Origin of the sequence: Bradyrhizobium liaoningense (assembly GCF_018130825.1) — a bacterium.
GTDB classification, from domain to species: Bacteria; Pseudomonadota; Alphaproteobacteria; order Rhizobiales; family Xanthobacteraceae; genus Bradyrhizobium; species Bradyrhizobium liaoningense_B.
In genome coordinates, this window is the sequence record NZ_JAFCJS010000001.1 from 296,555 (window position 1) to 322,560 (window position 26,006).

Sequence of the window (26,006 nt, forward strand, 5' to 3'; positions counted from 1 at the left end):
CATGACCGGGGACCGGGCAGGGGATTATCGGATTCTGCATGAGGCGGCCTTGCGGGATTATCTCGCGGGCCTTCCGGACCTGAAGGCGCTTCTCGGAGGCGATCCCGCGTCCTGGGCGATCACCGAGGTCGGCGACGGCAATCTCAACCTTGTCTTCATCGTCAAGGGCGCAAGCGGCGGCATCGCCGTGAAGCAGGCGCTGCCTTACGTCCGCCTCGTCGGCGAGAGCTGGCCGCTGCCGCTGTCGCGGGCCCACTACGAATTTTTGGCCTTGTCCCGGCAGGCCGAGCTCGCGCCCGGCCTCGTGCCGGCCTTGCTGCATCACAACGAAAAGCTGGCGCTGACGGTGATGGAGCTGCTCGAGCCCCACATCATCATGCGCAAAGGGCTGGTCGCGGGAACGCGCTATCCGCGTTTCGTCGACGATATCACCACCTTCATGGCGCGGACACTGTTCTTCACCTCCGACCTCGCATTCTCCGCCGCCGAGAAGAAGGAGGGTATCGCGGCCTTCGCCGGCAACCATGCGCTCTGCAAGATCACCGAAGATTTGATCTTCACCGATCCCTACCGCGTCGCCGAACAGAACCGCTGGACCGCACCCTATCTCGACGGCCTTGCCGTCGATCTGCGCGACGACCTGGAGCTGCATGTCGCCATCTCCCGGCTGAAGCTGAAGTTCATGGCGAGCCCCGAGGCTCTCCTGCACGGCGACCTCCACACCGGCTCGATCATGGTCACGGACAGCCAGACGCGGGTGATCGACCCGGAATTTGCCTTCTACGGCCCGATGGGGTTCGACGTCGGTGCGGTGCTGGCTAATCTCCTGATGGCCTATTTTGCCTCCGCCGGCCACGAGAACGCACCGGGCGAGCGGGCCGCGTTCGAGGGCTGGGTGCTGGAGGCGGTCGAGCAGGTCTGGACCGGGTTCGCCGGCAAGTTCCTCGATCTCTGGCGCGCCGGCGCGGCCGGTGATGCCTATCTGCCCTCGCTGTTTCCGGGCGAGAAGGGCGCCGCGCGGCTCGAGGCGGAGCGGCAGGCCTACATGCAACGCCTGTTCGCGGACACGATCGGCTTCGCCGCAGCCAAGATCATCCGCCGCATCTTCGGCCTCGCCCACAACATCGATTTCGAGCTGATCGAGGACCCCAGGCAGCGGGCGATCAGCGAAGCCCGCGCCGTACGGCTGGCGCGCGCGATGATGGTGGAGACGGGGACATTTGGGGCAATCGCCGACGTGACCAGCGCCGCGCGAAAACTGCGGGATTGGCAGCCGGAACTAACCGGCTGAGAGGGCTTGGTGGCAGCCACCAGCCTCCGTCATTGCGAGCGCAGCGACCGGGCTTGCCAGCACGGCCGTCGCGACGACCGGACTGCCGGCGAGCAGGGCACCTGGCGTTCGGCGGTTCATTTTTTCCGCGATCCCTTGGGCTCAGATAACGATTCCGAGCTTGGTCGCCTCGATCACGAAAAATGTTCACCGGTCCCTGGATGACGCACCGCGTCAATCGGCTTGCCCCGGAGGTCTCCGTCGAAGCACTGCCTCAGGAACCGGCATCGGTTGCCACCAAAACGAAGCTTGCTTTCGACACGCGACGAATGATCAAATCTGTTCTCGGAACACACCTGCGTTGTTGGGGGACTCATGATGTTCAGGATGATTGCGATCGTCGCGGGTTTGGGACTGGCGCTCGCCGGATCAGCGGAGGCCCAGACGCCGCGCAAGGGCGGCACCATCCGGATGACGGCGCCCTACGGCTCCAGCTTCACCAGCCTCGACATTCACACCACCCAGCGCGCCCAGGACGAGATCTACGCCAAGGGACTGCACCGCTCGCTCTACATCTGGGATTCCGCGGAAGGCAAGCCGGTTCCGGAACTTGCCAAGGAGGTCGTCGTCTCGGGTGGTGGCCTCGTTTACACCTTCAAGCTTCGCGACGACGCCTATTTCCACAATGGCCGCAAGATGACGGCCGACGACGTCATCTGGTCCTACAACCGCATCATGGACGGCACCAAGGCTTATCCCGGCGCGCGCTTTGTCCGTGTGATCGAGGGGGCCGCCGCGGTGGAGAAGGGCCAGGCCAAGGACATCTCCGGCCTGAAGAAGATCGACGACTTCACCCTCGAGATGAAGCTGACCGAGAAGGTCGATCCGGGCTTCTATTTCTTCACCGCGCTGACCTCGATCTATCCCGCCGACGAGGCCGCCAAGGAGAGCTTCATCCAGAAACCGATCGGTCTCGGGCCCTTCAAGTTCGTCGAGCACGTGCCGGGATCGCGCATCGTGCTGGAGCGGTGGGACCGGTTCTACAAGCCCGGCAAGCCCTACGCAGACAAGCTCATCGTGTCGGTCATGGGCGAGGCCGCGGCCCGCGATGTCGCCTTCCGCAACAAGGAGATCGACACCTCGGTGCTGGGACCTGCGCAGTACGTCGCCTACCAGTCCGACGCAGCCCTCAAGGGCACCATCGTCGAGGTCGCCGAGGTCTTCACGCGCTACATGGGCATGAACACCTCGTTCAAGCCGTTCGCCGACAAGCGCGTCCGGCAGGCGATCAACCACGCGATCGACACCGACCTGATCATCAACAAGCTGGTCAAGGGCAAGGCCTATCGCGCCACCAGCTGGCTGCCGCTGACCTCGCCGCTCTACGACAAGACCATGAAGCCGTATCCCTTCGATCCCGCGAAGGCCAAGCAGCTCCTCGCGGACGCGGGCTATCCCAACGGCTTCGAATTCGAATGGACCACCAGCCAGAATGAAAGCTGGGGCCTGCCGATCGTCACGGCGGTCATCCCGATGCTGGACAAGGTCGGCATCAAGGCCAAGGTCAAGCAGGTCGAGACCGCGGTGCTGGCGGAGGTGGTTCGCACCGGCGACTACCAGGCCTTCATCTATTCCCAGCAGACCGGCCCGGATCCCCAGGCGGCGCTGAAATGCTTCCACTCGGCGACGCCGCAATCGGCCTGCAACTACATGAACTTCAAGAACGCCGACTTCGACAAGCTGATGGACGAGGCCGGACAGGCCGACGACGTGGCAAAGCGCGGCCAGCTGCTGCAGAAGGCCAATGCGCTGCTCTACGACGAGGCGCCGGTCTGGTTCTTCAACTACAACAAGGCGGTTATGGCGGTGCAGCCCTGGCTCAAGGGAGTTCAGTTGAACGCGACGGAGCTGACCCATCAGAACGTCGAAGACCTCTGGGTCGACGAGACCTCGCCTGCGAAGTGATACGCGCGCTCCCGCCTAGCGCCACAGGCGAGGGAGGGAGCCGGGAAAAGTTGAGATGCTCGCGTTCCTGATCCGTCGCCTCCTGCAGACCATTCCGACCGTGCTGGCCGTGGTGCTGTTGGTCTTCGTGCTGTTCAGCGTCGTTCCCGGCAGCATCGTCTCAACCATGAGCGACGACAGCGATCCGCAGGTCGAGCTGCGCATGAAGAAGCAGCTCGGCCTCGACCAGCCCGTCTACATGCGCTTCGGCGCCTATGTCGCAAGGCTCGCGACCGGTGATCTCGGAGCCTCGTTCCGGACGCGTGAGCCCGTCACGACCATGATCGCCAAGCGGGCATGGCCGACGCTGCAGCTGATCTTCGCCTCCATGGCGTTTGCGGTTCTGCTCGGCGTGCCGCTCGGCTTCATCGCGGCGTTGCGGCCGGGCAGCCTCGTCGACACCGTCTCGATGGTCCTGGCGGTGTCGGGTCTGTCATTGGCCAAATTCTGGCTCGGACTGCTCCTGATGTACCTGTTCGCACTGAAACTCGGCTGGCTGCCGAGCTTCGGCTATGGCGATGGCGGCCTCAAATATCTGATCCTGCCGGCCGTGACGCTCGGCGTCTCGCCGATGGCGCTGCTGGCGCGGACGACGCGCGCCGCGGTCCTCGAGATCATGACGGCCGACTTCGTCCGCACGGCGCGCTCGAAGGGCATGAGCGAGACCAGGGTCGTGAAGTGGCACGTGATGCGCAACGCGCTCGTCCTCATCCTCACCACCATGGGCCTGCAATTCGGCGCGCTGATGGGGCAGGCGGTCGTGGTCGAGAAGCTGTTCTCCTGGCCGGGCATCGGCTCGCTGCTGGTCGACAGCGTCCTGCAGCGCGACATTCCCGCCGTCCAGGGCTCCATTCTCGTGGTGGTTCTGTTCTTTCTCGCGATCAATCTGCTGATCGACGTGCTCTACGGCGTGATCGATCCCAGGATCAGATACGCATGAAGCTCCGCGCCAATCTCGTCATCGGCGGTTCGTTGTTCGCGCTTGCGATCATCGTCGGCCTGCTCGCGCCCTGGCTGGCGCACACCGATCCCGTGATGGACGCCAATCTGATGAATGCGGAGGAGCCGCCGAGCTGGACCTGGTGGTTCGGCACCGACGGGCAGGGCCGCGACATCTATTCCCGCGTCCTATACGGCGCACGCGTCTCGCTGACGGTCGGCATCGTCTCCCAGCTCATCAACAGCGTCATCGGCGTGGGGCTGGGCCTCAGCGCCGGCTATTTCGGCGGCTGGTGGGACGATGTCGTCAACGCCCTGACCAATCTGATGCTCGCGATCCCCTCGCTGATCTTCGCGCTCGCCATCATGGCGGTGCTGGGCCCCGGCCTGACCAGCCTGTTGATCGCACTCGGGCTGACCAACTGGTCCTTCACCTGCCGCCTCGCACGCGCCTCGGCGCTGTCGCTGCGGAACCAGGGCTATGTGCAGGCCGCAACCGTGCTCGGCTACGGCGACCTGCGCATCATGATCACGCAGCTCTTGCCGAACATGCTCGGGCCGATCGTCGTCATCGGCACGCTCGGCATGGGTAGCGCTGTGCTCTCCGAAGCCGCCTTGTCGTTCCTCGGCCTCGGCGTCCGCCCGCCCTTTCCGAGCTGGGGCAGCATGTTGTCGGAGGCGCGCGACCAGATCACGACGGCGCCGTGGCTCTCGCTGTTTCCGGGCCTTGCCATCTTCCTGACGGTGCTCGGCCTCAATCTGCTCGGCGATGGCCTGCGCGACATTCTCGATCCCCACTCGCGGAGCCGGCGGACATGACGGGCTCCCCGCTGATCGAGGTCGAGGATCTGCGCATCGATCTCGATGATGGATCGAGGCGTGTTGCGGCGGCCGAAGGCGTTTCGTTCCGCATCGATCGCGGCGAGACGTTCGGCCTTGTCGGCGAGTCCGGCTGCGGCAAGAGCATCACGGCGCTCGCCTTGATCGGGCTGTTGCGGTCGCCCTTGTCGATCGGCAGCGGTGTCATCCGGTTCGATGGACGGGAGATCCAGAACCTTTCCGCCGCCGGGCAGCGGGAGCTGCGCGGCAACCGCATCGCCATGATCTTCCAGGAGCCGATGACGGCGCTGAACCCGGTCTCGCCGGTGGGACGGCAGATCGCCGAAATGTTCGTGCTGCACAAGGGCAAGAGCTGGCGGGAAGCCAATCAGTTGGCGATCGAAGCGCTCGCGAGCGTCCGCGTGCCCGCGCCGGAGCGGCGCGTCAACGACTATCCGCATCAGCTGTCCGGCGGCATGCGCCAGCGCGTCATGATCGCCATTGCCCTGGCCTGCGGTCCAGATCTCCTGATCGCCGACGAGCCGACCACCGCGCTCGACGTCACCGTGCAGGCGGAGATCATCGAGCTGATGCGCAATCTCTGCGCCGAGCGGGGAACGGCGATCCTGATGATCAGCCATGATCTCGGCCTCGTCGCAAACGTCTGCCGCCGCGTAGCCGTCATGTATGCGGGCCGCATCGTCGAGGAGCGCGGCTCGGCCGACATCTTCCGCGCGCCCTCGCACCCCTATACGCAGGGCCTCGTCGCCTCGCTGCCGCGGCTCGGCAGTCGTGCCGCGCTCGGGCGCACCAGGCTCAAGGAGATCGCGGGCGTGGTTCCGGCGATCACCAGCTTTCCGGATGGCTGCCGGTTCAATCCACGCTGCGCGCAGGCGACCGACATCTGCCGGACAGTCGCGCCGCAGACGGATGTCCTCGAGGCCGGTGGTTTCGTCAGGTGTTACCACCATGCATGAGCCGCAGCGGAAGCCGGACGACGATCTCATCCTCAGTGTTAGGGATCTCGCGGTTCATTTTCCGCTGGGAGGCGGCTTGTTCGGTCGCGAGCGGCGGCTGCTCCGTGCCGTCGACGGCGTCGATCTCACGCTGAAGCGTGGGGAATGCCTCGGCCTCGTCGGCGAGTCCGGGTCGGGCAAGTCGACGGTCGCCTTGTCGATCCTGGGACTGTTGAAGCCGACGCGCGGCCATATCGTGGTGGACGGCCGGGAGGTCGTGACGAACAGCCAATCCGGCGATCGCAAGGCCCTGGCGCGCACCGTGCAGATCGTGTTTCAGGATCCCTACGCCTCGCTCAACCCGCGCCAGACCGTGCGTCGTACGCTCGAAGATCCCCTGCGTGTGCACGGCGTGACTGCGAAAAGCGAGATCGAGGACCGCGTTGCGACCATGCTCAAGCATGTCGGCCTGCGCCCCGAGCAGGCCGACCGCTACCCGCATGAATTCTCCGGCGGCCAGCGCCAGCGCATCGGCATTGCGCGCGCGCTGATCCTCAATCCCAGGATCGTCATCTGCGACGAGCCGGTCTCGGCGCTCGACGTCTCGATCCGCGCCCAGATCATCAACCTGCTGCTGGAACTGAAAGACACGCTCGGCCTGTCCTACATCATGATCAGCCACGACCTCGGCGTGGTCGAGCACATGAGCGACCGCGTCGCCGTGATGTATCTCGGCCGCATCGTCGAGAACGGCGACTGGCGCGAGATTTTTGAACGGCCGGCCCACCCCTACACGCAAGCCCTGATCGCCGCCATCCCCGATCCCTTGCGCCACGCACCGCTGGCGACGACAGGGGGCGACTTGCCCAACCCGCTCAACCCACCGAACGGCTGCGCCTTCAGCCCGCGGTGTCGTTATGCGGAGGCCGTGTGCCGGAGCGAGCCGGGGCCGCTGCTCGAAACACGGCCTGACGGGCATGCGGTACGGTGCTGGCGGGCTGACGAGATTGCGGGGCGGATGGCGCTGGCTTCGGTAGAGGGCGGACGTCCCTAGCCCTTATTCCGGACGCGGCGCCGATCCGCGCGCGGCTGCATGTCAGGCTGGCGCGACATCTTCGCACAGGAAGACGCATAGGTCGGTTTCCGGCGGATTGACGTTCGAATCGAAAAACATCTCGCTGACCCATCCGCGGTGATAGGTCTTGTGGTTCACGATGTGCAGAAACATGCCACCCCGCGTCATTTCAGCGGCTTTGCCCGACACGAAGGTGAACTTCAGGCGCTCGCTCAAGCTCTCGACATTCTGGCTCCTGGCCCAGTCGACGTACCAATGATTGATCGCGGTTTGCTCCCTGATCAGGGCCCCAAGCTCCGGATGCAGCAGATCGCGGCGGGTCGAGAAACCGTGCTTCTCGCCGAGAAGATGGGCGCGCCAGATCAAATCCACCACGTAGTTGTGATTGAGGGTGCCGATCATCGAGCCAAACAGCGTCTGGCGTGTCCGGTAGATGGCGTCTTCAGGCAGTTCGGCCATGGCCTTGAACAGCACCTGATCGGCCCAGTTGCCATAGTTCGCAAGCATTACGGCCGTTTCCGTCGTCAGCATCGTCGTCTCTTTCGTATGCGCGCGCGGTCGTCCGGCTTCCCGCGGGGCCGCTACCCCGGGGCAAGGCGTCCAACTTCTAGGCGACCTTTCGGCCGTGATGGCTGTGAAGCTTGCTCGACAGGATGCCGCGCCATTCGTTGAATTCCGAACTCGCAATCTCGCGCGGCCGCTGCAGGTCGATGGCGTATTCGTTGTCGATCCGGCCCGGGCCGGGCGACATCACGACGACTCTGTCTGCCAGAAAGATGGCTTCGTCGATGGCGTGCGTGACGAACAAGACCGTCAGTTTGGTGCGCGACCAGATGTCCACCAGCTCATCTTGCAGGCGTTCGCGCGTCATGGCGTCCAGCGCACCGAACGGCTCGTCCATCAGCACGACCTCGGCGTCGTTTGCGAGCACGCGCGCGATGGCGACACGCTGCTTCATGCCGCCGGAAAGCTGATGGGGATAGGCGTCGGCAAAGCGCTGCAGCCCGACGAGCTCGATGAATTTCTCGGCTGTCTCCCTGACATCCTTGGTCGCGAGCCCGCGGGATCTTGGACCAAACCCGATGTTCTCCCTGACCGTCAGCCACGGAAACAGCCCGTAATCCTGAAAGACCATGCCGCGCGACGGGTCGGGGCCGGCTATCGGCATGCCCCACATCAGGACCTCGCCGCTGGTCGGCGTTTCGAATCCCGCCACCATGCGGAGCAATGTCGATTTACCGCAGCCGGACGCGCCGATCAGGCAGATGAATTCGCCCTTGCGAACGGTCAGGCTGGCATTGCGCAACGCCTCGATCGATTGACCGTTCAGGGAGAACGTCTTGTGGACGTTCTTGATCTCCAGGATCGGAAGCGCGCTGTCAGACATGGGAGGGGTTCCAGGCAAGGAAGCGCCGACCGATGAGCACGACGATCTGGTCGGACAGGAAACCGAAGATGCCGATGACGAGCATTCCGCAGATCACGATTTCGGTGCGCGATAGCTGACGCGCCTCCATGATGATGGCGCCAAGTCCGGTCGGCACGCCGGTCATCTCGCCGACGACGATCACAACCCACGAAAATCCCAGGCCCAGACGGAGGCCGGTAAAGATCGAGGGCAGGGCGGCAGGAAGGACGACACGAAAGAACTGCGCCGTTCCCTGACATCCCAGCATGGCAGCAGCTTCGAAGAGGCGCGGCTCGACTGAGCGGACGCCAAACACGGTATTCAGCAAGATGGGATAGAAGGCGCCGAGGAAGACCAGGAAAAGCGCCGAGCGCGGGCCCAATCCAAAGATGATCATCGCGAGCGGCAACCATGCCGTCACCGGAATTGGGCGCAAGATCTGCAACAGCGGTTCGATCAATCGCCGGACCAGCTCAATCCGGCCGATCAGCATGCCGAGCGGAAGTGCGACGACGAGCGCGAGACTGAACCCGCCGAGCACGCGACCGACCGACGCGAGGAGGTGCGTCAGCAGCGTGCCGCTATAGGCGTCGCCATTGATGCCACCGACTGCGAGATCGCGAAATTCCAGCCAGACCTCCAGCGGCGGCGGGATGAGGCTGGCCGGGCGCCCGACGGTCGCGAAATGCCAGATCGCAAGAAGCGCGACGGGCAGGGCCAGGGCTTGTGCAAGCCTCGTCACACGCCGCATGATCATTGTTGGAATGATCGCCGGTCGCGGCTGATCGGCGGCCTTTTCATGCGTCGACACGACGACACTGCTCACAGCGGCCTCAATGCGTCGACGAAGCTGGTATCGATGAAGGTGTTGAAGTCCGGCAGACGCTTGATCTGCTTGAGCGCCAGCATGTGCTCGGCATAGACCTTCGCTTGCTCGATCTGGGTGGGACCGAAGCGCCAGGTCAGCTCGACGTTCGGGATCGAGGCTTCGATCGCTTCCTTCTTCTGGCCAAGCTTGGCGGAAGCCAGCGCGATCAATTCGTCCTTGTTCCTGGTCGCATAATCCGTCGCCTGCTGATGAATGCTCAGCATCATTCGGACGAGGTCGGGCTTGCTGGTGATGACGTCGCGATGCGTGCCGAACACCATGTTCAACGAGCCCATGGCCGTCGAATAGGGATATTCGACCAGCTGGCCAATCCCGGTCGACAATGAAACGCCGGGGGCCGGTTCGGCGCCGACATAGGCATCGACATCGCCGCGCGCGAGCGCGATATGCATTTCGCTGAACGAAACCCGGACCGGTTCGACGTCCTTGATGGACATGCTTTCCATCCGCAGGCGCTCGAGGAAGAAAACTTCCTGCGTCGTTCCCGGAAAGACCGCGACACGTTTGCCCTTCAGGTCCTTGAGGGCGTGAATCGGACTGTCTTTCTTGGCGATGATTGCCATCCCGCGATTGCAGGTTGACGCAATCAGGACGATTGGCTCGCCGGCTGCGGCGCCAAGCTCCCCGGCCGCGATACCGAAATTGCCAAAATCGACGGACCGCGTGACGACGGCGGTCTTGCATTCGGTCGGTGTCTCGAACGGCAGCACTTCGACTTTGAAGCCGGCTGGCACGAAGCGCTCATAGAAGTAGGGGGCGATCGAATGGATCAGTTTCAGTGCGCCGACACGTATGACGGTAGGAGTCTGCGCACGCACGACGGCCGGAGCTGCAAGGAGACTTGCGCCGAGCCCGACAATGACGTCTCGGCGGCGGATGACGGTTCGCATAACCACACTTTCCTTGTGAGCGCGTCGGCCGCCGCGGCGGATCAGGTGGGCGGCCTTCATCTGGCATCGAGGGTTGGGAAGACGATAGCGATCGCGGTGTTGCAAACCAGTGCTTGATTTTGATCGCCCTGTTGCTAGAAACGCAACAGGCCCGTCTGGCCGGGGCCGTTCATGCGTCACCTGAAGATTCACCGGTATATTGCGGAGGTCGCCCGCCGCAGTTCCATTCGCGGCGCAGCCGAGCATCTGAACATCACGCCGTCGGCGTTAACCCGGCAAATTCAGGACTTTGAGGACGAGCTGGGCACGCCCATCTTCGAGCGGCTGCCGCAGGGCATGCGGTTGAATTCCGCCGGCGAGCTGTTGATCCGGCATATCCGCGACCAGAGGGCGGACTTTGAACGACTGCGATCCCAGATTGCGGATCTCTCGGGGGTTCGTCTCGGCCACGTATCGGTCGCCTGCAGCCAGGCCTTCATTGACAATGTGCTGCCCGATGAGATCGCGGCATATCGCGCTCAATTTCCGAAAGTGACGTTCTCGCTCGTCGTTCGCGATCACATCCTTGGTGCGACAGCCCTGAGCACATTCGAAGTCGACCTTGCGCTGCTTCTGAATCCGCCGCCGGTCCCCGACATGCGCATTCTGTTCGCGACCGATCAGCCGCTCTGCGCGGTTTTTCGCGCCGATCACCCTTTGGCGCGTCCGGGTTCGGTACGCCTACGGGACTGCTTTGCATTTCCGACAGCCATGCCGGACCAGACTCTCGCGATACGCCATTTGCTGGACGTGGCAACATCACGGCGCCAGATCGTTCCGGACATCCAGGTCGAGTCGGGATCATTGGAGTTCTTGCGCAACTACGTCATGCGCGAGCAGGCGGTAACGTTTCACGCCCTCAGCGCCGTTCCACGCGAGGACCGCCGCATCTACGCCAGACCGATCGACACACGGGACGTCGCGCCGATTCAAATCGTGCTCGGACAGCTGAGAGGACGCGTACTGTCGGTCGCTGCGGCAAAATTCGCCGATCAACTGAGCATTCATTTGGCGCGGCACGATCCCATCGCCGAATAGATGAATGCATGGCCGGCTGGTCAAATGCGGCCACGATCCTCTGCGCAGGACTACAGATTGCCGATCCTCCATCAACTCCCTACACTCACCGGACACAAGCAGCGTTTGCGACGCGACGATCATGAGAGATAAGACGTGACGGACGAGCAGCAAATCTCAGATGCCCGCGACGATATTCCGTTCCTGAAGAACGGGATTTATGTCGACAATGCCTCTGTTTCGCCCATGTCGACGCGCGTCCAGGCGGCGAGCGACCGCTTCAACACGGTAACGTCGACACAGCTGCGCGAGTCGAAGGCGATTGCGACGGGAGTCTACGACAAGGGTCGCGCGCTCGCAGCAAAGCTTGTGGGCTCGTCGGCTCGGAATATCGCCTACGTCCAGAATACGTCTCACGGCCTGTCCTTGGTCGCGCTCGGTATCGACTGGCGGCAGGGGGACAACCTCGTCGTCTGCGCCGAAGAGTTTCCTTCGAATTATCTGTGCTGGGTCCAGCTGGCATCCAAGGGGGTGGAAATTCGTCGGGTGCCCGCTCCCGACGGGAAGTTGGAGACGGATCTGATCCGGCAAGCGATGGACGGCCGAACCCGCGTCGTCGCCGTGAGCCATGTACAGTTCTACAGCGGCTTTCGGATCGATGTCGCGGCTCTTGGCGAGCTCTGCTCGGTCAATGGCACTCTCCTGGTTGTCGATGGCACCCAGTCCATCGGTGCGCTCGGGCTGGATGTCGCGGCCACCGGCGTCGACGTGCTTGTCGTCAGCGCACACAAATGGCTGATGGGCCCCCGCGGAATAGGCTTTGCGAGTTTCTCCGGCCGGGCCCTGGATCAGGTTACGCCTGCCATTGTCGGCTGGATGAGTGTCAACGATCCTTTCGCGTTCAACCGGACGCTCGACTATCTGCCGGACGCGAGGCGGTTTGAATCGGGCACGCCAAACGGGACTGGCATTTTCGGCCTCACGGAACGGCTGGCTCAGATCGATGAGCTTGGGATTGCCTGGATCGAAACGCGCGTGCTGGATTTGAACGAACTGGTCTGCGAGCTCGCTCTCCGCCACGGCATCCAGCCGGTCTATCAGTTCGAGCGCCGCTCGCGGTCTGGTATCGCCTTGTTGCGGAAGCCGGGGATCGCTGCCCCGGACATGAATTCACTGCTCGGGGCGAGCGGGGTTTTCGCGAGTATCCGAAACGGCGCCGTGAGGATTGCGCCGCATTACTACAACACGGTTGATGAGGTGGAGCAGGTCATGTCCATCATGGCCTCGGCCCGGGCTTAAGGTTGCCCGGGGGGGGCGCCTCTCCTACATCATCAGCCACGACGTCGGCGTCGTCGAGCACATGAGCGACCGCGTCGCCGTGATGTATCTCGGCCGCATCGTCGGTCACAATCCGCCGCTCAGGATTTCGAGAAACGCGAGAGGCGATGCCGCCAGCACCGCTCCTGCGCAAAACCCGACGGTCCCAAGTGCGATGGCACCCAACGACTCGTGATGGGTCCAACCGTAGACGCCGCCGATGGCCGTACAGATGCCAATGATCGAAACAGACCATGCGATCTGCGCAGCAACTTTAACCGTTCTAATCATTGGCTCCTAACTTATCGCAGTTTGGCCCTGAAAGTACGCGCTTGCGATCGCCTATTGCCTCGTTGGCTTGCGATGTACAGGTAGTGAGGCATCGGGTTGGACGGAAGCCATGGTACGTAACGTGAGCAATATCCCGACCGGACGGACTTATGTTGGGTTCGTGTTAGTTTGGACGACCGCGCCGTTTTTGGTCGCCGCGTTTTGCATTGCGGCGATTAGAGATGGCCATTGGGTTGCCGGCGTGCTTCTCGTCCTGCTGACCGCTTACTGCTTTGTCCGGCACAGCATGTGGATTGGCAAACGCGCGGGGCGGGGGCTTGTTCGCAGGCATTGAGGTGTTAGCGAGGTGTGGAAATCGCTGCCGCGCGCCTCGCTCTATCTCCGTCACCCTGAGGTGGCCGCTCCTTCAGCGGCCCTCGAAGGGCGACGGCCCGGCTGGCACCTCGGCCGTTCATCCTTCGAGGCTCCACATGCAATGCGCTTGCATCGCATGCCTCGCACCTCCAGCGACAACGGCTTCGCCGTTGCGCGGGGACGACGCGGCATCGCTCGCAGTCAACGTCGACGATCAGCGCCGCCAGCTCTTACGGCACGTTTCTGATCACCTTCGCCCCTACATAGGGACCTGAGACAGCGATATTCTGTTCCGGGCGTTGACCCAAATTCTGCGGATTGTTGGGACGGGAATAATTGCCTGTCTGCAATCCCTGGGGCTGGACCTGATTGGGCTGCCTTGGCGTGTTGGGGGTGGGTAATGTGCGAACCGTGACGCCGTTCCCACCGGTGGGCACCTGTACATTCTGTGCGTAGGCACTGGTAGCAATCAGAAGACAGCCAAGCAAAAGAGGTGCTCAATTCCACGTGTAGCGGAGGCCGGCTTGGAATCCCGTCGTCTGGGTCGCGTTGTAGGTCGCTATCGGCTTGCTGGGGCCACTGGCCTGCCCGGTCGCGTGCACCTCGAGGTACGACGAAAAATTTGCGCTCCAGACAACGTTGATCTTTCCAGATCCGCGATAGCCAATTGCGCTCGAGGGGAAGATCGGCCCGACGACTCCCAGCGCGCTCGAGTCCGTAATCTGATAGGCGAACAGGGCGACGGCCGGCTGAACCGTATAGGTCATCCATTTCATTTCCGTGCCCAACCGCGCGCCAGCGTGCACTTCCGTGGTGTCCGAGAGCTTCGTTCCGAAATTGGCCGTGTAGCCTTCGGAATAGGTCATGCCAATTCCGGGTTCGATGAATACGGAATACGGGAAATCGAAACGGTATTGCACGTTTCCGGTGAAGCCGACCGAACTGCCCTTGATGACGGTTGGGACGAATACGGGACCTGACAGAGCGCTTCTCGTCCACCCGACAAAGCTGGTGAGGTCGAGGGAGAAGCCGCCGTTGAGATAGGCAAGCGTGGCGGAGGTCGAAGGGACGGAGGTGTCGACGTTCAACAGGCCGCCTTGGTGGGACCAGGCCTCGCCTCCCGTCCCCATGAAGGTCAAGGCGTCGTTCACGGTGAAGACCCCGATCTTCGTAACGTCGAATGCCCCTGTGACCGACGCCGTGTCGGTGATGATACCGGCGGTCATGGAGCGCTCCCCGCTGCCGATCAGATTGGCACCATAAAGCCAGTCCGAAGCGATGGCAGGTGTGCCTGCCGGGGCTTTCGCGTAGGCAAGAGCACCGAAGCGATCGTCAAAACCGGTGGCTGCAAACGGATCTCGAGTGTCGAAATCCGATCCGCCTGCGCTGAAGGCGAGCCTAGTGGGAGACGAAACTGGCCGGCGTCCACGGATCTGGTCACGAAGGTTCTGCAGGATGTTCTGCACCGCGTTGTTGTTGATCTGCTGATAGAGGCTGATGCCGCCGGACTGGGCAGCGGCAGGTTGTGCCAGGATCAGGAGGAAAGCAGCCGTAGCTGCCGCCGAGGTGCTTGAAAATCCTCGAAATCTCATCTCGTTTCCGCCTTCGAATCTCTCGCCGAGAATAGCCAAACAGCGGATGTGGCCGCTAGTGCGGTGCCGACACGATCGCAGCCAGCAGTTGCAAGGGCGAACGCCGGCTGCGGAGAAGCGAGAAGGCTCGGACCGGGCATGGCAGAGTCAGCTTCTGGCTGGATTTTCCCAATTCGCTTCGTGGCGGGCGGGACGCGCCCGAGCGTCGCGTTCGAGTTGCGGATTGAGGGGGTAGAGCAGGCGAGCAGCGGCAGCATGACATCCTGCTCCTGTTTTGCCCGACGAGTCAAATCTCGGTGCGATCGCACTTCATGCATTTGCACGTTTGGTAAGCCGCTGAACTTCCTCACGGGTTCTACTGTGCATGGGGTTGTTTTCGCACTTATTGTTTTGGCGGCCGTCTACTCCGCCGCTTTTTCCCTCAAGCGCTGGGCGTAGACGTTGATGATCAGCGCCGCCAGCAGGATCAGGCCGCGGATCAGGATCTTCAGGAAGCTGTCGATGTTGACGTGGTCGAGTCCGTTATTCAGGACACCGAGAACGAAGAGCCCGACGATGGTGTTGCCGATGCCGCCGCGGCCGCCGAACAGGCTGGTGCCGCCGACCACGACGGCGGCGATGGAGTCGAGCAAATAGGTGTCGAACTCGTTCTGCTGCGCGCTGCCGAAATGGGCGACGCCGAGCATGCCGCCGATGCCGGAGCACACCGCCGAGATCACCATGACGGCGCCGAGGATCAGCTTGACGTTGAGGCCGGAATATTCGGCGGCCTCGCGATTGCCCCCGACCATGTAGACGTAGCGGCCGAAGCGCGTGTAGGTCAGCACCAGATGGCCGCCGAGCAGCATGATGGCGGCGACGATGACGATCCAGGGGATGCCGCCGATCGAGCCCGAGCCGAGCGTCGTGATCAGGCTCGGCACCTTGTAGGCGATCTGGCCGCGCACCAGGAGGGCCGAGATGCCGGCGGCGATCTGCATCATCGCCAGCGTCATGATGAAGGAGGGGATGCCGATCACGGTCAGCCCCAGCGCGTTGACGAGGCCGAGCAGGGCGCAGAGCAGGATCGACAGGATGATCGCAACTGCGCCGGGCAGGGGAATGTTGGCGATGTTGACGTAGGATTCCTGCAGCGTGAAATAGGCGACCGCGATGCCGGTGACGTTGGCGATGCTTGCGATCGACAGGTCGATCTCGGCGCAGAGGATCACGAAGGTGAGGCCGACGGCGATGATGCCTGTCACCGACACCTGCGTCAGGATGTTGCCGAGATTGTCGAGCGTCGCGAAGGAAGGGCTGGCGAAGGCAAAGAAGGCGGAGAGGAAGATCAAGGTCAGGAACGGCGCGATGTTGCGCATCTGCGAGCGCAGGAAGGGCCCAAGGCCCCGCGTCCGCTGTCCCGCCGCTGGAACTGTCTCACTGCTCGCCATTGTGCTTCTCCGTCACGCCGCTTCCAGCAGGCGGTCCTTGCTGACCGGCTCGTTCCTGAATTCCCGCACCAATGCGCCGCGCTTGAGCACGAGGATGCGGTCGGCCAGCGACAGCACCGTCTCCGGCTCGGTCGACAGCACGATGATCGCGAGCCCCCTGGCGCGGAGGTCGCGGACGATGTTGATGACGTCGTTCTTGGCCCCGACATCCATGCCGCGGGTCGGCTCGCACAGCACCAGCAGTTTTGGCGGATAGGTCAGCCATTTTGCCAGCGCGACCTTCTGCTGGTTGCCGCCGGAGAGCATGCCGAGATCGAGGCCCACCACCGGCGGCCGGATCTGCAGCTGCTCGACCTGACGCCTGGCGATGTCGCGCTCCTGTGTTGGCTTGAGCAGGAGGGACGAGATGCGGTCGAGGATGCTGATCGAGATGTTCTTGTAGACCGGCTCCTGGTGAAACAGCATGTCGCGCCGGCTCTCCGGCACCAGCGCAACGCCCGCGCGCCGCGCCGCCGCCGTGCTGGCGAAGGCTTTTGGCGTCCCATCGACCACCAGCGTGCCGCTGTCCGGCCTCAGCTTGCCGAACAGGATGCGCGACAATTCCTGCTGGCCGCAGCCCATGAAGCCGTAGATGCCCAGCACCTCGCCGGCGCGCGCCTCGAAGGAGACGTCCTTCAGGCTGCGCGCCAGCGACAGCTGATCGGCCTTCAGCACCACCGTGCTGTCGCTCGGCTGCGGCAGCATCAGATCGTCGGTATAGCTGTGCTCGAGCGCCTCGCCGCCGCGGCCGATCATGGCCTCGATCAGCGCGCCCTTGCTGGTCGCAGCGCTCGCGGTCTCCGCGACCTTCCGCCCGTTGCGGAACACGGTCACCGTGTCGGACACGAGCAGGATGTCCTCGATGAAATGCGAGATGAAGACGATTGCCGTGCCTTCCTCGCGCAGGCGCCTGAGCGTTGCGAATAGGCGCTCGACCTCGGGCGGGGAGAGCGCGGAGGTCGGCTCGTCCAGGATGACGATGCGCGCGCCGGAGAACAGCACGCGCGCGATCTCGATCAGCTGCTGCAGCCCGATCGGGAGATCGCCGAGCCGGGTCATCGGATCGACGTCGATGCCGAAGCGGGCGAGCTGCTCGCCGGCCTCGCGTGCCATGCGCCGCCATTGCACCAGGCCGAGGGCGTTGGTCGGCTGGTTGCCGAGAAAGACGTTCTCGGCGACCGTGAGATCGGGGGCGACAGAGAGCTCCTGATGCACCATGGCGATGCCGGCCGCGTGCGCATCGCGGGCCGAGCGGAAATGCGTCTCCTTGCCGTCGATCAGGAAGCGGCCGGAGAATTCGCTGTGCACGCCGGCGATGATCTTCATCAGCGTGCTTTTTCCCGCGCCGTTCTCGCCGACGAGACCGTGGATCTCGCCGGCGTGAAGCGCAAAGTCGACACCACGAAGCGCCTCGACGCCGCCGAAGCTCTTCGTGATGCCCTGCAGTTCCAGGATGGGCGATCGACCCTCTGACATGAAAGTTCAGATCTTGGAGGCTCAGATCAGGAAGTGATCCTGCATCCACTGCATCCCGGCGGCATTGGCCTTGGTCACGACAGGACCGTCGGTGACGACGTTCTTGGGAATGCCCTGTCCGCTCTTCTCGCCGCCGACCACGGCGGAGACGCCCGCGATGATGGCGCCGCCATGGATGCGGCAGGACGGATTGCGCACGGTTGCGAACATGCGGCCTTCGCTCACGGCCTGGATCGCCGGCGGCATCGCATCGACGCCGCCGATCAGGATGTTGGTGCGGCCCCGCGCCTTCATGATGTTGGCCGCCGCGAGCGCCATGTCGTCATTGTGGAAGAACGCCGCGTCGATCTGGGGATACTTCGTCAGGTAGGTTTCCCAGAGGCGCGCGGTCTTCGAGACGTCCCAGTCGGCCGGCTGGGTGTCGAGCACCTCGATGCCGGGGAACTGCTTGACGACCGAGTTGAAGCCCTTGGCTCGTCCTTGCGCGCCGGTGTGGCCGAGGGCGCCCTGCGTCATGATGATCTTGCCCTTGCCGCCCATGGCGTTGCACAGCGCCTGCGTCACCGAGGCGCCCATGAACTCGTTGTCAGGGGCGAGGAAGGAGTGGACGTTGATCTGGTCGAGCGGCGCGATCAGCGTGTCCATGTCGATCACGGGCGTGCCGGCGTCGATCATCTTCTGCACCGGCTGGGTGAGGGTACCGATGCCGAACGCCTGGATCGCGACGAAGTCCCATTTCTGCGAGGCCATGTTGTCGATCGCGGCGCGCTGCTTCACCGCATCGAGCTGGCCGTCGAACCAGGTGACTTCGACATTGAACAGCTTACCCCAGAATTCCGCGGCCTGCTTGCCCTGCGCGCACCAGGTGGCCTGAAGGCCGGCGTTGGAGAATGCCGCTTTCAGCGGCTTCTCGCTGCGTCCGACCTCGGCTGCCAGTGCGGGGTTTATGCCCATGCTGCCGAAGAGGGCAGCCCCGGCGCCGGCGGTCGCTGCCGCCTGAAGAAGATCGCGCCTCGTCGTCGAGAAATCTTTCGTCCCGGACATCGCTCGCTCCCATATATCTTGTCGTCGGCGCGTCATTGTTTGCGCGACCGATGTCCGAAAGTCTCTCACAAGAGTTGTTGGCACTCAATCTGCAATCAGTCGCGACATCGCCGCAGCGTCACCGCTGCCGTGCGTTGGTGCAGCGCAAAGCGTCAGGCCGGAATACCGGCGTATGTATCGATCTCGACGAGCAATGCGTCCCAGGCCAGTGCCATGTCCGGCGTCCATTCATCGCCGAGCAGATCGCGCAGCGTATCCCTGATGATGGCGAAGAAGGCGATGAACAGCTCGCGCGACGTGCCATAGGCATCGTGCGATACGACTTCGCAGGCGATCATCCGGAAATGCCCGCGGCGCTCGCCCGCGAAATCGAGAATCGCCTCGATCGTCAGCGCCAGCATCGATCCCTTCACGAACTCGCTGCCTTGCGCCCGGAACATCGTCCGCGTTTCCGGATGTGCTTCGAACAGCCTTTGGTAGACGAGCGGCGTGAAATCAGCGCAGCGCTGTGCCGCGATCTCAAAACTCTGTTCGATCGGATTGGGGAAGGTATTCATCGGCTTTTCAGCCATGCGGGCAAAAAAAGAGCGGGGCCCTGGCCCCGCTCAAAAATTGTGTCGACCCTATTATCCCCGATCTTAAGATTTGATCTTGATTGACGGGGCGACGCTGCATTTTGCGCGCCAGGGGCTCCTCCCGAGACTTGGACCACCAGGCCTCGACCTCGCGGTCAGCGCCTGAGCAAGAGGATGCTAGATCAACTTTTCTCACTTGTCATCATTTTCGGCAACGATTGTTCAAAATAAGAGCAGCTGACGAAATGTTCGGGCTCTTGGCCATCTAAGCATATGACAAATATAAGAAATCTGTGGATGGGCGAGGGCGGTTTGGCTGCCTCAAATGCCGGACCCCACCCGTGGCAGGGGCCCCGACCGCAGTTTTTGAGGAAATTTGCGCTGGGCCAAGCGGGCGGCGGAACTGGCCTCGACTCGGGTGCCGGCGCGGTGTTTAGTTAGCGCACGAACGAATGGTTCGGTGGATGCGCGCACGGCTGCAAAAATTCCTACCTCTGGTCCTGCTCGCTTTGGTGATGCAGGTGCTGGCGCCGATTGCCGCTTGTCTCGCGGCAGGCCAGGCCGTGGCCGATCCGCTGTCCGCCGCCGTCATCTGCCATAGCGCGAGCGACCAGGGTGGCGGCCTGAACGATCGGACCGGCGCGCCGACCGCGCATGCCGGCGCCTGTGCACTCTGCTGTCTTGCGCAGGCCAACGCATCGCTGGATTCGCCGCCGCAGCCGGCGCTCGCCATTCCCTTCCGCCACGCCGAGCGCGTGGTGTGGCACGCGGCGGATGTACCGGCCGTTTTCGCCCACAAGGGCTCGAGCGCCCAGGCGCGCGCGCCTCCTCGCATTTCCTGACGACCTCCACCGTCGCCGCGGCTCGTCCGCTGGCGATTGATGCTGTCGAACAGCCGGGAAGAAAGCCGGCGTCAGGAATGCCCTATGTTACGTTGTCATGCCCGCCGCGGCGTGAGCGTTGTTGCCGTCCAGGCGGCGCTGCTTGCGTCCTCGAGCGGAGCTTTCGCCCAGAGCGGCAGCGCAGTGCTGCCGCCGGTTACCGTCGATGCGCCGGCGGCAGTGAAACCCAAGCCGCGCAAGCCAGCGGTGCACAGGGCTGCCGCCAGGACCCAGTCGGCAAAGCCCGCCAGCGAGCGGGGAACTCCCATCGTCACGGGCGAGCAGGGGGCGGGCGGCGCCCGGCCGTCACTGGAGCCGCCGGCCGCCGTAGCGCGCTATCAATTGCCGCAACGGTCCTTCAGCGTCACGGCGAAGGAGGTCGATGAGACCATCAACCTCAAGGACCCCGAGGACGCCGTCAAATACATGCCGAGCCTGTTCGTGCGGAAGCGCAATGACGGGGACAACAATGCCGTGCTCGCGACGCGCAGCTGGGGCCTCAATTCGAGCTCGCGGACGTTGATCTACTACGACGATCTCCTGATCTCGGCGCTGATCGGCAACAACAACACGAATGCCTCGCCGAAATGGAACCTGATCTCGCCGGAAGCGATCGGGCGGGTCGACTATCTCAACGGTCCGTTCGCGGCCGCCTATCCCGGCAACTCGATCGGCGGTGTGCTGCTGATCTCGTCAAAGATGCCGGACAAGCCGTTTGCGGTCGCCAAGGAAACCGTGTCCGTCATGCCGTGGAATCAATACGGCACCAAGGACACCTACGTGACCAGCCAGACCAGCGCCGCCGCAGGCAATCGCGACGGCAAGCTGTCCTGGCTCGTCAGCGCCAACTATCTCGACAGCTACCAGCAGCCGCTGACATACGTGACGAGCGCTGCAATTCCGGCTGGCACAACCGGCGCGTTTCCCGCGCTGAACAAGCAGGGCATCGCGGCCAACGTGGTTGGTGCGGGCATCCTCGCGCATTCGCAGCAGACGTCCGGCAACATCCGCCTCGCCTATGACGTGACCGCGCAGGTGCAGGCGACCTATTCGTTCGGGATCTGGAATAACCACCAGGTCTCCGATCCCCAGACCTACTTGAAGTCGGCCGCGACCGGTGCGCCCACATTCGCGGGCTTGTCCGGATTTGCCTCGGGCAAATATGTCTGGGACCAGACCCACGTCAGCAATGCCGTTGCGATCAAGAGCGACACCAAAGGCACCTACGATTTCGACCTGTCGGCTTCGAGCTACAACTATCTCCAGGACATCCAGCTCAATCCGTTCACCGTCACGCCCACGGGTGTCGGCTATTCCCAGAACGGGAAGATCACAAGGATGGACGGCACCAACTGGCAGAACGCCGACGCCAAGGGGATCTGGCGGCCGTTCGGCTACGACGGACCGCACGAGGTCAGTTTCGGCCTGCATGGTGATCGTTACCGCCTGGAAAGTCCGGTCTATGCGTCGTCGGTGTGGTATGCGACGGGAGACACCGGGACAGGCACGCTGTATTCGCAGGGCCAGGGTGAAACGCGTACCGGTGCGATCTGGCTTCAGGATGCCTGGAGGATCCTTCCCAATCTGAAGCTCACGCTCGGTGGACGGTTCGAGACCTGGCGAGCCCAGGACGGCTTCAATATCAGCAGCGCGACGAGCGCCGCCGGTGCAATTACATCGATCGCGGCGGTTCAGCAGCCGCAACTCTCCTCGACGAATTTCTCACCGAAGGCGTCGCTGTCCTTTGATCCGAACAAGGACTGGAACATCACGGCAAGCTTCGGGCAGGCCTATCGTTACCCGACCGTCATGGAGCTTTATCAAAACCTGACGGTCGGCGGCGTGGCAACGATCGCCAATCCCAATCTGTTACCCGAGCAGGATCTGACGGGTGAGCTGAACATCGAACGCAGATGGAGCGACGGCCGCGTCCGGTTGACGCTGTTTCGGGAGCACACCGATCATGCGATCATCTCCCAGACCAACCTTGTCACCAACCCGGTCACGAAGGCGCAAATCCCGACGACAGTGATCAGCAATGTCGATGCGATCCGGCTGCAGGGAATCGAATTGTCCGCCGACAAGGACAACGTTCTCGTCAGCGGTCTACAGCTGTTCGGCAGCGTGACCTATGTCGACTCGCGAATCCTCGCCGACTCGGGCTGGGCCGGCGTTGATCCCTTGACGAACCTGCCCACGACCGTCGTCGGCAAGCGCGTGCCTTACGTGCCCGACTGGCGCGCCAAGTTCGGCGTGACCTATCGGCCGAACGACAGCTGGGCCTACACGGTTGCCGCACGCTACAGCGGCAAGCAGTATTCGACGCTGGACAACACCGATCGCGTCTCCCACGTCTATGGCGCGTTCGATAACTTTTTCGTCGTGGACTTGAAGATCCACTACAACGCAACGAAGAACTTCGCATTCGACTTCGGCATCGATAATCTCTTCAACGAGCAGTATTTCCTGTTCCATCCGTTCCCGGGGCGAACCTTCGTTCTCGCCGGCAAGTACACGTTCTGACGGGTGGGGCGATGTTGACGACAAGAAAGGCAAAGGACATGACCAAGCTCTCACGCATCCTCGCGCTCGCAGCGCTCTCCGCCGCAATGTTCGCCGCCCCCGTCCGCGCCGAGGACGTCAAGGCCGGCGATCTCGTCATCTCGCAGGCGTGGAGCCGGGCGACGCCGGGCGGCGCGAAGGTCGCGGGCGGCTATCTGACCATCGAGAACAAGGGAACGGCCGCGGACAGACTGGTCAGCGTTTCCGCCGACATCGCCGGCAAGGCCGAGGTTCACGAGATGGCGATGGACAATGGCGTGATGAAGATGCGTCCACTCGACAAGGGTCTTGTTATCGATCCCGGCAAGACCGTGAAGCTCGCGCCGGGCGGCAATCATTTGATGCTCCAGGAACTGAAGGGGCCGTTCAAGCAGGGCGACAAGGTTCCGGTGACGCTTCAGTTCGAGAAGGCCGGCAAGGTCGCCGTCTCCCTTGATGTGCAGGCCGTCGGTGCGCAGGCGCCGGGCGACGGCGGGCAGATGAAGAAGATGCACGATCATTCGGGAATGAAAATGTGATGAAACGGATCAAGTCTCTCATGACCTCGAATCGAACCATCGCGAGCCTCGCGTTCGCAATGACCGCGCTGTTGTCGGTTGCCGCGACACCGCTTGCCGCGGCGACCGATGACGACAGCTTCTTCACCCATCTGCACACCGAGAAGGCGATGGCCAATGTCACGGTCTCGCCCGGCCGCGCCGGCCCGGTCGAGATTGCCATCCAGCTCGAGACGGTCGACGAGACACCGCTCACGGCCAAAGCCGTATCGGTGACGCTCGTGGATACGCAGACCGGAAGAAAGCTCGCACCGGTCGCGGCCTCGCGCGACGGCGCGGATGGCTGGCGCGTGAAGGTGGCGCAGTTGACGCCCGGACGCTGGATGCTGGGGCTCGGCATTTCGATCTCAGAGGCCGATCATGTCAGCGTTGAATCGCCGATCCTGATCAAATGACTTCACTCGAGAGGCCGAACATGTCGAAACTATCTCTCTTGTTCCTTATTGCTGCGCTCGCCGCGTCGCCTGCAACAGCGCATGTCTTTCTGGAGAGCAAACAGGCCACCGTCGGGGCGTCCTACAAGGCGGTGTTCGCGGTGCCGCACGGCTGCGCGGGCTCGCCGACGGTGAAGATCCGCGTGCAGGTCCCGGAAGGGGTGATCGCGGTGAAGCCGATGCCGAAGGCGGGCTGGAGTGTCGATGTCGTCGAGGGCCAATATGCCGCCGAGTACAACTATCACGGCAACAAGCTCTCCTCCGGTGTCAAGGAGGTCGCATGGTCCGGCGGCAAGCTGTCGGACAAGAACTATGACGAGTTCGTCATGCACACTGTGCTGACCGACGCGCTCAAGCCGAACACGACCCTGTACTTCCCCGTGGTCCAGGAATGCGAGACCGGTGTCAGCCGCTGGATCGAAATCCCGGCGGAGGGGGCAGGGCATTCGCATGAGAGCAAGTCGCCGGCGCCCGGGGTGAAGCTGCTGCCAAAACCCTGATGCGCTTCTTCGCCGCGCTCGCGACGCTGTTGCTCGTTGCCGGCTTTGCGACGGGCGCGTCGGCCCATGCCGCGCTCGTCTCGGTCAATCCGGCGAGCGGCAGCATCCTGAAGACCGCGCCGAAGGCGGTGGAGCTGCGCTTCAACGAGGCGGTGACGCCGGGCGCAATTCTGCTCATCGACGGTGCGGGCAAGGCACGGGACGACGCGCGCATCGACGCATCGGGCGAGACCATTTCGGTTGTGATGCCGCCTGACTTGCCGCAGGGAACGACCGTGGTCAGCTATCGCGTGATCTCGCAGGACGGCCATCCCGTCGCGGGATCGGTGATCTTCTCGGTCGGTGCTCCGACGGCGACGAAGCCGCCCGGACGGGCGGACGGCGGATTGAGCGCGCTGATCTGGCTGGCACGGGTCGGTCTCTATCTCGGCCTGTTCGTCGGCGTCGGCGGCGTGTTCTTTTCGCGGTGGATTGCGTGGTCGATGACGGGCACCGCTGTGCCTCGCATGGGGCTCGTCATCGGCATTCCGAGTGCGATCGTCTCGCTCGGTATGCTGGGCCTCGACCTTCTTGGCCTGCCGCCGGCCTCGCTCGCGACGGCTGCTCCATGGAAGGTCGCATTCGCGACCAGCGCCGGGCGCGCGCTGCTCGTTGCGGTCACGGCGATGCTGCTCGCGATGATGGCGCTGCGCAGCGCGTGGTATGCGCGCGCCTTTGCGATGATCGCATTCATCGGCGTTGGCCTGTCGCTCGCCATGACCGGGCACGCAGCGACCGCACCGCCCGAGGTGCTGACGCGGCCGGCGGTCTTCCTCCACGGTCTTGGCGTTGCCTTCTGGATCGGAGCCCTCGCGCCGCTCGCCGCGCTGATGTCGAAACCGGCGACTGCGGCGCTGCCGGTCGTGAACCGCTTTTCACGTATTGCCGTGCTGGCGGTCGGCGCGCTGGCGTTGACCGGCCTTGGCCTCGCCATCCTTCAGCTCGAAAGGCCGTCCGCGCTGATCGAGACCCGTTACGGGGCCATCCTGTCGATCAAGCTTGGTCTGGCCGTCCTGCTGCTGGCGCTTGCCGCACTCAACCGGTTCCGGCTGACGTCGGCTCTGGCGCAGGACGAGAACGCTGCGCCTGCGCTCAAGCGCTCGATCCTGCTCGAATGCGTGATCGCATTCGCCATCTTCGCCGTCGTGGCCGGCTGGCGTTTCACACCGCCGCCGCGGACCATTGTTCCCGAGACGCCGTTGGCAATCCACATCCACACCGACAGAGCGATGTTCCAGGTGCTGGTCTCGCCGGGCAAGGCGGGCGTCGACGATTTCGTGCTCCAGCTCATGACCGGCGAGGGGACGCCGCTTGCGGCCAAGGAGGTGACGTTGACCCTGAGCCTGCCGGAGCGCGGCATCGAGCCGATCGAGCGGGCCGCTTCGCTCGGGCAGGACGGCTACTGGCACGTGCGCAAGGTCGAGCTGCCCTTCGCCGGCCGCTGGCATGTGCGGATCGATGCGCTGGTAACCGATTTCGAGCAGATCACGCTGGAGGACGATCTCGATGTGGCAGCGCCTTAACCGGTGCCGCTGCAGCTCAAGCTGAATCTGAAGGCAACGGAAAAATGACAGGAATTCCGCCGCCTTAGCGGCTTTTCCTCATTCCC

Annotated in this window: 23 protein-coding genes; 14 read left to right on the top strand and 9 right to left on the bottom strand. The window is 63.4% G+C overall.

Annotated features, from left to right (window positions below; genetic code table 11):
* Position 1 precedes the first annotated feature (1 nt).
* From mtnK to JQ603_RS01505, 6 genes are all read left to right on the top strand, one after another.
* Positions 2-1,291, top strand: coding sequence for an S-methyl-5-thioribose kinase (gene mtnK / locus JQ603_RS01480; RefSeq protein ID WP_212335999.1), 1,290 nt, complete (start codon positions 2-4; stop codon positions 1,289-1,291).
* 354 nt (positions 1,292-1,645) lie between these two features.
* Positions 1,646-3,235 carry an ABC transporter substrate-binding protein gene (locus JQ603_RS01485; protein WP_212336000.1) on the top strand — a complete coding sequence of 530 codons (1,590 nt, stop codon included), beginning with the start codon at positions 1,646-1,648 and terminating at the stop codon, positions 3,233-3,235.
* A 55-nt stretch (positions 3,236-3,290) separates the two neighbouring features.
* On the top strand, positions 3,291-4,214 hold the full coding sequence (locus tag JQ603_RS01490; RefSeq protein ID WP_212336001.1) for an ABC transporter permease: 924 nt from the start codon (positions 3,291-3,293) through the stop codon (positions 4,212-4,214).
* Positions 4,211-5,032: an ABC transporter permease gene (locus tag JQ603_RS01495; protein ID WP_183238916.1), complete on the top strand. Its 822-nt coding sequence runs from the start codon at positions 4,211-4,213 to the stop codon at positions 5,030-5,032. Before JQ603_RS01490 ends, JQ603_RS01495 begins: the two co-directional genes overlap by 4 nt.
* Positions 5,029-6,009, top strand: a complete 981-nt coding sequence (locus JQ603_RS01500) for an ABC transporter ATP-binding protein (RefSeq protein ID WP_212336002.1) — start codon at positions 5,029-5,031, stop codon at positions 6,007-6,009. The genes JQ603_RS01495 and JQ603_RS01500 overlap by 4 nt, the downstream gene beginning before the upstream one ends.
* Entirely contained in the window at positions 6,002-7,042 is a 1,041-nt protein-coding gene (locus JQ603_RS01505; protein WP_212336003.1) for an ABC transporter ATP-binding protein, read from the top strand. Before JQ603_RS01500 ends, JQ603_RS01505 begins: the two co-directional genes overlap by 8 nt.
* A gap of 42 nt (positions 7,043-7,084) precedes the next feature.
* Here the strand turns inward: JQ603_RS01505 and JQ603_RS01510 are convergent, their stop codons facing one another.
* The 4 genes from JQ603_RS01510 to JQ603_RS01525 form a co-directional block, all read right to left on the bottom strand.
* A complete protein-coding gene (locus JQ603_RS01510) occupies positions 7,085-7,594 on the bottom strand; it encodes a DinB family protein (RefSeq protein WP_212336004.1) in 510 nt (169 codons plus the stop codon).
* 76 nt (positions 7,595-7,670) lie between these two features.
* Positions 7,671-8,450, bottom strand: a complete 780-nt coding sequence (locus JQ603_RS01515; RefSeq protein WP_212336005.1) for an ABC transporter ATP-binding protein — start codon at positions 8,448-8,450, stop codon at positions 7,671-7,673.
* Complete coding sequence (locus tag JQ603_RS01520) at positions 8,443-9,228, bottom strand: ABC transporter permease (protein WP_212338109.1); 786 nt, start codon at positions 9,226-9,228, stop codon at positions 8,443-8,445. Before JQ603_RS01520 ends, JQ603_RS01515 begins: the two co-directional genes overlap by 8 nt.
* 65 nt (positions 9,229-9,293) lie before the next feature.
* On the bottom strand, positions 9,294-10,250 hold the full coding sequence (locus JQ603_RS01525; protein WP_212338110.1) for an ABC transporter substrate-binding protein: 957 nt from the start codon (positions 10,248-10,250) through the stop codon (positions 9,294-9,296).
* A gap of 171 nt (positions 10,251-10,421) precedes the next feature.
* On the opposite strand from JQ603_RS01525, the gene JQ603_RS01530 reads away from it, so the two are divergent.
* Positions 10,422-11,327 (top strand): LysR family transcriptional regulator, encoded by a 906-nt coding sequence (locus JQ603_RS01530; protein WP_212336006.1) that lies wholly within the window; start codon positions 10,422-10,424, stop codon positions 11,325-11,327.
* A gap of 135 nt (positions 11,328-11,462) precedes the next feature.
* Complete coding sequence (locus JQ603_RS01535) at positions 11,463-12,605, top strand: aminotransferase class V-fold PLP-dependent enzyme (protein WP_212336007.1); 1,143 nt, start codon at positions 11,463-11,465, stop codon at positions 12,603-12,605.
* A gap of 1,160 nt (positions 12,606-13,765) precedes the next feature.
* Here JQ603_RS01535 and JQ603_RS01540 read toward each other — a convergent pair.
* The 5 genes from JQ603_RS01540 to JQ603_RS01560 form a co-directional block, all read right to left on the bottom strand.
* On the bottom strand, positions 13,766-14,860 hold the full coding sequence (locus JQ603_RS01540; protein WP_212336008.1) for a hypothetical protein: 1,095 nt from the start codon (positions 14,858-14,860) through the stop codon (positions 13,766-13,768).
* 401 nt (positions 14,861-15,261) lie between these two features.
* Entirely contained in the window at positions 15,262-16,290 is a 1,029-nt protein-coding gene (locus JQ603_RS01545) for an ABC transporter permease (RefSeq protein WP_212336009.1), read from the bottom strand.
* 12 nt (positions 16,291-16,302) lie between these two features.
* On the bottom strand, positions 16,303-17,805 hold the full coding sequence (locus JQ603_RS01550) for a sugar ABC transporter ATP-binding protein (protein WP_212336010.1): 1,503 nt from the start codon (positions 17,803-17,805) through the stop codon (positions 16,303-16,305).
* A gap of 21 nt (positions 17,806-17,826) precedes the next feature.
* The gene (locus tag JQ603_RS01555; RefSeq protein ID WP_026311892.1) at positions 17,827-18,849 is read right to left on the bottom strand and encodes a sugar ABC transporter substrate-binding protein; all 1,023 of its coding nucleotides are present in this window, start codon (positions 18,847-18,849) and stop codon (positions 17,827-17,829) included.
* Positions 18,850-19,001: 152 nt separating this feature from the next.
* On the bottom strand, positions 19,002-19,406 hold the full coding sequence (locus tag JQ603_RS01560) for a globin (protein WP_212336011.1): 405 nt from the start codon (positions 19,404-19,406) through the stop codon (positions 19,002-19,004).
* Between the two features lie 482 nt (positions 19,407-19,888).
* Between JQ603_RS01560 and JQ603_RS01565 the strand changes: the two genes are divergently transcribed.
* From JQ603_RS01565 to JQ603_RS01590, 6 genes are all read left to right on the top strand, one after another.
* Positions 19,889-20,266 (top strand): DUF2946 domain-containing protein, encoded by a 378-nt coding sequence (locus tag JQ603_RS01565; RefSeq protein ID WP_212336012.1) that lies wholly within the window; start codon positions 19,889-19,891, stop codon positions 20,264-20,266.
* Between the two features lie 84 nt (positions 20,267-20,350).
* Positions 20,351-22,828: a TonB-dependent receptor gene (locus JQ603_RS01570; protein ID WP_245003342.1), complete on the top strand. Its 2,478-nt coding sequence runs from the start codon at positions 20,351-20,353 to the stop codon at positions 22,826-22,828.
* 38 nt (positions 22,829-22,866) lie between these two features.
* The gene (locus JQ603_RS01575) at positions 22,867-23,385 is read left to right on the top strand and encodes a copper chaperone PCu(A)C (RefSeq protein ID WP_212336014.1); all 519 of its coding nucleotides are present in this window, start codon (positions 22,867-22,869) and stop codon (positions 23,383-23,385) included.
* A gap of 20 nt (positions 23,386-23,405) precedes the next feature.
* Positions 23,406-23,819, top strand: a complete 414-nt coding sequence (locus tag JQ603_RS01580; protein WP_245003343.1) for a hypothetical protein — start codon at positions 23,406-23,408, stop codon at positions 23,817-23,819.
* 20 nt (positions 23,820-23,839) lie between these two features.
* Positions 23,840-24,358 carry a YcnI family protein gene (locus JQ603_RS01585; RefSeq protein WP_212336016.1) on the top strand — a complete coding sequence of 173 codons (519 nt, stop codon included), beginning with the start codon at positions 23,840-23,842 and terminating at the stop codon, positions 24,356-24,358.
* Positions 24,358-25,920 (top strand): copper resistance CopC/CopD family protein, encoded by a 1,563-nt coding sequence (locus tag JQ603_RS01590; RefSeq protein ID WP_212336017.1) that lies wholly within the window; start codon positions 24,358-24,360, stop codon positions 25,918-25,920. Before JQ603_RS01585 ends, JQ603_RS01590 begins: the two co-directional genes overlap by 1 nt.
* The last annotated feature ends 86 nt before the right edge of the window (positions 25,921-26,006 follow it).

What these genes read in the sequence shown, in the direction of transcription:
- mtnK (WP_212335999.1), top strand. Translation starts at nt 2, where the DNA reads ATGACCGGGGACCGGGCAGGGGATTATCGGATTCTGCATGAGGCGGCC.
- JQ603_RS01485 (WP_212336000.1), top strand. Translation starts at nt 1,646, where the DNA reads ATGATGTTCAGGATGATTGCGATCGTCGCGGGTTTGGGACTGGCGCTC.
- JQ603_RS01490 (WP_212336001.1), top strand. Translation starts at nt 3,291, where the DNA reads ATGCTCGCGTTCCTGATCCGTCGCCTCCTGCAGACCATTCCGACCGTG.
- JQ603_RS01495 (WP_183238916.1), top strand. Translation starts at nt 4,211, where the DNA reads ATGAAGCTCCGCGCCAATCTCGTCATCGGCGGTTCGTTGTTCGCGCTT.
- JQ603_RS01500 (WP_212336002.1), top strand. Translation starts at nt 5,029, where the DNA reads ATGACGGGCTCCCCGCTGATCGAGGTCGAGGATCTGCGCATCGATCTC.
- JQ603_RS01505 (WP_212336003.1), top strand. Translation starts at nt 6,002, where the DNA reads ATGCATGAGCCGCAGCGGAAGCCGGACGACGATCTCATCCTCAGTGTT.
- JQ603_RS01510 (WP_212336004.1), bottom strand. Translation starts at nt 7,594, where the DNA reads ATGCTGACGACGGAAACGGCCGTAATGCTTGCGAACTATGGCAACTGG.
- JQ603_RS01515 (WP_212336005.1), bottom strand. Translation starts at nt 8,450, where the DNA reads ATGTCTGACAGCGCGCTTCCGATCCTGGAGATCAAGAACGTCCACAAG.
- JQ603_RS01520 (WP_212338109.1), bottom strand. Translation starts at nt 9,228, where the DNA reads ATGATCATGCGGCGTGTGACGAGGCTTGCACAAGCCCTGGCCCTGCCC.
- JQ603_RS01525 (WP_212338110.1), bottom strand. Translation starts at nt 10,250, where the DNA reads ATGCGAACCGTCATCCGCCGCCGAGACGTCATTGTCGGGCTCGGCGCA.
- JQ603_RS01530 (WP_212336006.1), top strand. Translation starts at nt 10,422, where the DNA reads ATGCGTCACCTGAAGATTCACCGGTATATTGCGGAGGTCGCCCGCCGC.
- JQ603_RS01540 (WP_212336008.1), bottom strand. Translation starts at nt 14,860, where the DNA reads ATGAGATTTCGAGGATTTTCAAGCACCTCGGCGGCAGCTACGGCTGCT.
- JQ603_RS01545 (WP_212336009.1), bottom strand. Translation starts at nt 16,290, where the DNA reads ATGGCGAGCAGTGAGACAGTTCCAGCGGCGGGACAGCGGACGCGGGGC.
- JQ603_RS01550 (WP_212336010.1), bottom strand. Translation starts at nt 17,805, where the DNA reads ATGTCAGAGGGTCGATCGCCCATCCTGGAACTGCAGGGCATCACGAAG.
- JQ603_RS01555 (WP_026311892.1), bottom strand. Translation starts at nt 18,849, where the DNA reads ATGTCCGGGACGAAAGATTTCTCGACGACGAGGCGCGATCTTCTTCAG.
- JQ603_RS01560 (WP_212336011.1), bottom strand. Translation starts at nt 19,406, where the DNA reads ATGAATACCTTCCCCAATCCGATCGAACAGAGTTTTGAGATCGCGGCA.
- JQ603_RS01565 (WP_212336012.1), top strand. Translation starts at nt 19,889, where the DNA reads ATGCGCGCACGGCTGCAAAAATTCCTACCTCTGGTCCTGCTCGCTTTG.
- JQ603_RS01570 (WP_245003342.1), top strand. Translation starts at nt 20,351, where the DNA reads ATGTTACGTTGTCATGCCCGCCGCGGCGTGAGCGTTGTTGCCGTCCAG.
- JQ603_RS01575 (WP_212336014.1), top strand. Translation starts at nt 22,867, where the DNA reads ATGACCAAGCTCTCACGCATCCTCGCGCTCGCAGCGCTCTCCGCCGCA.
- JQ603_RS01580 (WP_245003343.1), top strand. Translation starts at nt 23,406, where the DNA reads ATGACCTCGAATCGAACCATCGCGAGCCTCGCGTTCGCAATGACCGCG.
- JQ603_RS01585 (WP_212336016.1), top strand. Translation starts at nt 23,840, where the DNA reads ATGTCGAAACTATCTCTCTTGTTCCTTATTGCTGCGCTCGCCGCGTCG.
- JQ603_RS01590 (WP_212336017.1), top strand. Translation starts at nt 24,358, where the DNA reads ATGCGCTTCTTCGCCGCGCTCGCGACGCTGTTGCTCGTTGCCGGCTTT.